The 4,452-nt window shown below is 50.5% G+C and carries 3 protein-coding genes; 1 reads left to right on the forward strand and 2 read right to left on the reverse strand.

Going from position 1 to position 4,452, the window contains the following annotated elements; genetic code table 11:
- Positions 1-230 precede the first annotated feature (230 nt).
- Positions 231-836, reverse strand: a complete 606-nt coding sequence (rdgB, locus tag NG833_RS28185; protein WP_254568585.1) for an RdgB/HAM1 family non-canonical purine NTP pyrophosphatase — start codon at positions 834-836, stop codon at positions 231-233.
- Positions 837-988: 152 nt separating this feature from the next.
- Positions 989-2,461, reverse strand: coding sequence for a phosphoglucomutase/phosphomannomutase family protein (locus NG833_RS28190; RefSeq protein WP_254568586.1), 1,473 nt, complete (start codon positions 2,459-2,461; stop codon positions 989-991).
- Between the two features lie 443 nt (positions 2,462-2,904).
- Between NG833_RS28190 and NG833_RS28195 the strand changes: the two genes are divergently transcribed.
- Positions 2,905-4,077: a calcium-binding protein gene (locus NG833_RS28195; protein WP_254568587.1), complete on the forward strand. Its 1,173-nt coding sequence runs from the start codon at positions 2,905-2,907 to the stop codon at positions 4,075-4,077.
- Positions 4,078-4,452: the final 375 nt, after the last annotated feature.

The following is a 4,452-nucleotide window of genomic DNA, read 5'->3' on the forward strand; positions in this document are numbered from 1 at the left end:
TAGGGAACTCCAAAAAATAAAATACCCAAAACCCACACCCTCAAGGGTGGGGCTATACGGACAAAGCCTGCCTACGCAGGCTGAAGAGTCAAGTTTTTCACCGCAGAACTTGGATAATTTATTTTTTTGGACTCCCTTAGAACCTTGAGAAAGAATTAAGACTCCAGACTTGAGACTCAATTCTCCGTTCTCCTCAAATCTCCCCCCAAGTTCAGTTGGAGGGGGATTTTTTATGAAAAATCTAAGGTAGCCAACTCAGGCAGGAGAATCTTAAAGGCCAAACCGCGATGACTCAGCCGTTTTTTAGTCTCAGGGTCCATTTCCGCAAAGGACTGACGCTGTTCGGTGTGGTAAAAAATGGGGTCGTAACCAAACCCGTTATTTCCCCGGGGACGGTGGAGGATCCGGCCCGGACAAATCCCTTCAGCTTGTAAGGCAATCGAACCATCGGGACGGGCGATCGCCACTGCACAGACAAACTGCGCCTCTCGATTTAGTTCACTGCCTAACTCAAACAGCAGCCGATCAATCCGCTCGGGGTCTGTTGCACCATAGCGCGCGGAAAAAATTCCAGGACTGCCATCGAGAGCATCCACAGCCAACCCCGAATCATCGGCGATCGCCCATTGTCCCGTGGCGATCGCTACCTCCGAGGCCTTGAGGATTGCATTCTCCATAAAGGTCTCGCCGGTCTCCTCCACGTCAATTTCCGGGGGTTTGAGCTGCAATTTCCAGCCCAAGTCTCCCAAATAGGCCTCCATTTCTTCCAGCTTACCGGGATTGCTCGTGGCAACCACCAAGATTTTTTGCGTTTCAGGTTGTGATTCTAAAGTCATAGTCAAAACGAAGGATGTAGTAGCAACGGTTTCAGCAATTGGGGGTTGACGGTTCCGAGGGAGGACCCCACCCTAACCCTCCCCTTGCCAAGGGGAGGGGACCGGAAATGCGAGACAAATCCCCCTGAACCTAAAAGACCTACTCTTGTAAGCTAAACTCCCTCGGCCCATTGTTTGGCCCAAGCTAAGGTATCACGGACTTGGGCCAGGGTGGGTGCTTCGCAATAGAGTCGCAAAACCGGCTCAGTACCGCTAAACCGAATCAGCAACCAACTACCATCGCTTAAGCGGAATTTGTAGCCATCAATGGTTAGACAATCCACCACCGATTGACCGGCGATTTCCGTCAAGGTGGTGGTTTTGAGTTGTTCTCGCAGGCGATCGGCCACGGCCATACTGCTCAAGGGTAAATCAATGCGGTCATAGCTGAAGTGATAGTCAGCTTGCTCCTGAGCGCGACGATAGAGGGTTCCTAATTCTAAGCCAGAGTGAACGATCGCCTCTAGGAGGTACAGGGAGGAGAGCAAGGCATCCCGTTCCGGGACATGGGTGCCATATCCAATGCCGCCAGACTCTTCGCCGCCAATCAGGACGCGATTTTCTAGCATCCGATCGGCGATATATTTGAAACCGATCGGGGTTTCCATCAGGGGCCTGTCGTACAATTTGGCCACCCGGGGAATCAGGTCGGAACCACTGACGGTTTTGATGATGGCCCCCATAAATCCGCGCCGTTTCGCCAGATGTTCGATTAAAACGGGGATCAAGATTTGGGAACTGAGGAAGGTGCCATCGCCATCAACGGCAGCAATGCGATCGGCATCGCCATCGAAGACAAATCCGACCGATAAACCGGGGTTGACCGATCGCCGGTGGGTTCGCATCTGGCGGAACAGGGAGGAGAGGTAGCGCGGCAGGGGTTCTGGGGCACCGCCATCAAAGAGGGGGTCGCGATCGCTGTTGATTTCCTGCACCGGGACCTCTAGGATTTTACCCAATCCCGTGGCTCCCGCGCCATGCATGGCATCTACAAATACCGTGAGTTGACCTTGGGCGACTGCCTCTTTAATTCGGGCAATATCCACCATTGAGCGCAGCATTTCGCAGTAACTCGGCCAGATATTGAACTTCTCTAATTTTCCGGGGGAAGGGGAAGCAGACCCTAGAGGGTTTTCCTTGGCCAGTTGCGCTTCAATTCGTTGGGTGACTTCCGGAGGGACTGAACCTCCAAATGCGCCCTTGACTTTTAAGCCGAGGTAGGCGGCGGGATTATGGGAAGCGGTTAAGACAATTGCGCCGAGGGCCTTGCGTTGGTTGGCTAACCAACTAAAGGCGGGGGTTGGGGCGTAGGTTTCCGATAGCATCACATCAAATCCGACGGATTGGATCGACTCAGCCGCTGCTTGGGCAAAGGTTTCCGCCATAAAACGGCGATCGAACCCGACGATAATGGTCCGGCTTCCCGTGGAGGGTCCGTAAACTTCCTCTAAAACCTGGGCGGCGATCGCTGCCACCCGGACCACCCGCGCAAAGGTAAAATCAGCGGCAATCACACCCCGCCAACCATCGGTCCCAAACTTAATCGGGCTACCATTCACCGGGAGAGAGATCGGTGCAGAACTCATAAATCAGTGCCTCAAACCAGAATAATTGTTAAAGAAATATCGACTTAGCAAGGATCCTAATCGATCCTCAGAGAATCAGAGCAAAAGATAGATTGACTCATCAGGTTTTGCACTCGGGGATTACCGACTCATCTGAGTCCTAAGCGTTTAAGATTTTATCAAAAAACTGGAGAGATCAGACCCGTTAAAACAGATGAGTGAGGAAAAGTTCCTCCCCTTTAAAGGAGAGATTTGTGAGAGATTTTAGGCCAAGAGTTCATGAATCGACACCATCCCCAGGTTCACAGCGATCGGGTCAACCAATAATAGACCGAAGGCGCTTGTCCAAATGTAAATATTCGGGAATTTTTGGGAGACTGGGCTACCGGGCGCAATCCTTAAAACTGCTAAAATAATTGAGTCTGTTTTATTCTGTTGTAAATTCAGGAAACCCGTAATCGAATATGGCTAATATAATTGGCACAGAGCAAGCTGATCTCATCTTGGGAACCGTTGAATCCGATTCAATTCTGGGCTTAAAAGGTGAAGATACAATCGACGGAAGCTCAGGAAATAATACCATCAACGGCAACCAGGGGGCTGACCTCATCAATGGCCGAGAAGGAGATGACTACCTGTTTGGGGGTCAAGGAAATGACATCGTTTATGGCGGCAGTGGGAATGATACCCTGTTTGGGAACTTAGACAATGACACCCTATTTGGGGAATCGGGAAACGATCTGCTATTAGGCGAGGCGGGACGGGATATCCTCTACGGGGGAGACGGAAATGATATTGTCCAGGGTGGGGTTGATAACGACACTCTCCTTGGGGAAAATGGGGATGATACCCTCTTTGGAGAAACGGGTGATGATGTGTTATTTGGCAATAAAGGCGACGATCTGCTCCTCGGGGGAGAGGGAGACGATACCCTCTATGGCGGACGGGATGATGATCAGTTGTTTGGAGAAGACGGAAATGACCTGCTATTTGGGGATTTAGGAAATGATATCTTAAATGGAAACATCGGTAACGATACCTTAGAGGGGGGAGACGGTGAAGATACCCTCTATGGTGGACGGGGGGATGACAGCCTTTTTGGAGGTGCAGGAAGTGATTGGCTATTCGGGGATTTAGGTGCGGATACTTTGACGGGTAGCACCGGGTCTGACTATTTTGTGTTGCAGTTAAATGCTGGGGTAGATCTGATTACTGACTATAACCCTCAAGAGGATTTCTTAGCATTAGGAGAGGGTTTAGAATTCGGGAATCTGGACTTTCAAAATATTACGAACGTTGGTCCAGACAATAGTCTCACCTCTAGTACGGCGATTTTGCTTAGAGATACGCAACGGATTATTGCTCTGGTATCGGGTGTCTCTGCTTCTAGTTTCACTGGGGCTGATTTTGTGGATAGTTCTGGACAACCGATTTCTATCGAACGTCCGCCAGTGGAAGATGATACGACTTCGACAAATGAGAATTTTACAGCAACTAATAATCTATTTGAGACAGGGTTGGCGGATTTGTTTAGCACGCCTACAGAGGAGACTGTGGAATCCAGTGTTAATCAGAATATCCGCAGTGGATCTGATTTTTTAGCCTTGGATAATACGGATACTCTGACACTAATTTAACGACTTTAACGACAGCGACCCTAGAGTAGGGAATAGGGAATAGGGAGTGGGAGAGACTGAAACTCTACAGCAGCAGTGAGTCAGGGGAGAGGCGATCGCCTCAGGGGTTGATCCGGCGATCGTCGCCAATCCCGAGCCATGTAGGGACCCTTTGGACAGGAGGGGAACCCGAGAACGACAATCAGAGGGTCCCTCGGGAGGGTCGAGTTACTGATGGACCCGACCCTCCCCAAACGATCTGGAGAGGACCATTAGAGAAACATGAGAGAAAAGAGATCAGGGAATTGCAAAATATAAATCCTCCAACCGTTTAACTGAAAGGAAGGTATCTGTAGGGGCGCAATGCGCAGGCCCTCCGGAGGGCCTGCGCATTGC

Origin of the sequence: Oscillatoria sp. HE19RPO, from assembly GCF_024220515.1 — a bacterium.
Taxonomy (GTDB): domain Bacteria; phylum Cyanobacteriota; class Cyanobacteriia; order Cyanobacteriales; family Laspinemataceae; genus Laspinema.

Coding starts and splice junctions, on each gene's coding strand:
- rdgB (WP_254568585.1), bottom strand. CDS start 836: ATGACTTTAGAATCACAACCTGAAACGCAAAAAATCTTGGTGGTTGCC.
- NG833_RS28190 (WP_254568586.1), bottom strand. CDS start 2,461: ATGAGTTCTGCACCGATCTCTCTCCCGGTGAATGGTAGCCCGATTAAG.
- NG833_RS28195 (WP_254568587.1), top strand. CDS start 2,905: ATGGCTAATATAATTGGCACAGAGCAAGCTGATCTCATCTTGGGAACC.